Raw genomic sequence first — 2035 nt, forward strand, 5'->3', positions numbered from 1 at the left:
GTCTATGACCGTCGAGAGGATCGTGGAGATCCTGACGCCATCACGATGCGCAATGCAGCGTTTCGTATCACTCGCGGATATAACGGCGTCATTGTCGCTTCATTAAGTCTCCTGGGACGGAAAGACGCTTTACAAGATCTCGAGCTGATTTTCGTCTGTTTCAGAGAAGATTTCCAACGTCGCAACTTTAGAATTCGCTTTGAGAACAAACCCATTACACCCCAGTGATGGCGATCAAGGCGTTGCGCATGAAGTGAACCCTGCAGCCCTGCCAGGTGGCGGAAAGTACTTTCGATATGGCTGCCTTGATGCCCCCATGCGCATCGGAGACAGCAAGCTTCACGCCGCGCAGTCCCCGTCTGGTCAGCTTGCGCAGGAACTCCGTCCAGATCGCCTCGGCCTCGGCTGTGCCGACCTCCATGCCGAGCACCTCGCGTCGGCCGTCGGTGTTGACGCCCACCGCGATGATGACCGCGACAGAGACGATGCGTCCGCCGCGTCGGACCTTAGGTAAGTAGCATCGATCCAGAGATAAGGCCATTCTCCCTCGATGTGCCTGTCAAGAAAGGCCTTTACCTTGTCGTCGATCTCCTCGCAGAGCCGGGACACTTGGCTCTTGGAGATGCCGCTCATGCCCATGGCCATGGCCTTGACCAGGTCATCGACCGAACGGGTCGAGACGCCTTGGATATAGGCCTCTTGCATGACCGCCGTCAGAGCCTTCTCTGCCATGCGGCGCGGTTCAAGAAAGCTCGGGAAATAGTTGCCTGTGCGAAGCTTGGGAATGCGCAGCTCGACGGTGCGCTGGGCCAGTCGAAAACCATTCTTCTCGCCATAGCCCGCGCCGGTCTTTGTGCTGACCTCCAGCGCCATCAGCTTCTCGGCAGCAAAGCCGATCATATCCCCGAGCAAATCGCATCAGCGCAACCCGACCTTACCGGAAAACACTGGTGACCACCGCTACGCCGCCCGCTCCCTACAGCACATTGGAGGGTGCGCTCGCGAGCGGCTTCGCTATCACCCAAGTACACCACTCCGTGGGACACGATCTCAGTTACCCCGTAAAGTCGTAACTCTAGGTTCTTCGTAACCTAGGTCAGGGAATTTCGAGCCGCGGAACATTGCTAGCCAACGCAGGCACGTGCCGTATATCTGTGCCCTTTTTAGTGTTTAGGTGCGATCTGGCAGAAGAGAATGATGCACGGAATACATGTGGGCTTGCAAATATTTGGGGAATGCTTCGTATGCGTGTATAGATATAAGCTACACACTGATCTAAGGAAAAACCCAGATTGTTAGTTTTGGATCGACGTTAACAAAGGACGTTAGTGACTAGCGATGGGAGTACCAAATGAAACTCTTTCGAAGATGCGGCAAGGTGAAATAATAGGATGATTGAGTACGAGAATAACCAGTTTTTTGACGAAGAGGCTCTTTATTTTCGCTTAACTCAAGGCCTGAAAAAGGCCTCCCGAGAGGTCGTTTTCGTTGTTGGTGCACCTTTAACTGCGCCGCAAGGTGATGAAAGCCACGGGGTCGCTGACGTGCACGAAGTCACTGATATGATCCGCCGACAGTTTATAGACGATGGCATTAGCTTGGCGGCGTTCGATAGGCAGATCAAGGTTGGCAGTAATCCTTACCAGGAGGCATTCCGATTTCTTCAAGGACGTTTTGGCCAAGACGCTGCGAATGACATCGTTCAGCGTGCCGTCCTTCAATCATACAAAGGCAAACGAGAACACAATTCTGCGGGCAACAGCTTCCGCAGTGGGAAATTGGAACTGCTAGAAAACGAACTAGAAAATTGGTACTTAACGCCAGGTGTTAAAGCATTAGGAGAATTGTTGGCAACGAAGCGCTCGCCATTCAGCAAAATGACAATCACATCGAACTTTGACCCTTTGATTGGCGTTGCGATAAAGGCTGCGGGTGGCTCCAGTTGGCGCACAGCACTCCACCAAGATGGTGATTTTCAACAGAGCAAAGCTGATGGTTGTCAGATAATACATATTCACGGCTACTGGCATGGCAC

At 52.9% G+C, this 2035-nt stretch carries 1 protein-coding gene and 2 pseudogenes; 2 read left to right on the top strand and 1 reads right to left on the bottom strand.

Features of this window, described 5'->3' with window-relative positions; all coding sequences use genetic code 11:
* Positions 1-228 (top strand): annotated as a pseudogene (locus DSM25558_RS29165) (hypothetical protein); the annotation flags it as partial.
* Positions 229-235: 7 nt separating this feature from the next.
* Here the strand turns inward: DSM25558_RS29165 and DSM25558_RS27485 are convergent.
* Positions 236-900 (bottom strand): annotated as a pseudogene (locus tag DSM25558_RS27485) (IS256 family transposase); the annotation flags it as partial.
* Positions 901-1391: 491 nt separating this feature from the next.
* Here DSM25558_RS27485 and DSM25558_RS27490 point away from each other — a divergent pair.
* The coding region (locus tag DSM25558_RS27490; RefSeq protein ID WP_200800807.1) for a hypothetical protein at positions 1392-2035 on the top strand (644 nt) is incomplete at its 3' end.

Source organism: Agrobacterium sp. DSM 25558, from assembly GCF_900100825.1.
Lineage (GTDB): Bacteria > Pseudomonadota > Alphaproteobacteria > Rhizobiales > Rhizobiaceae > Agrobacterium.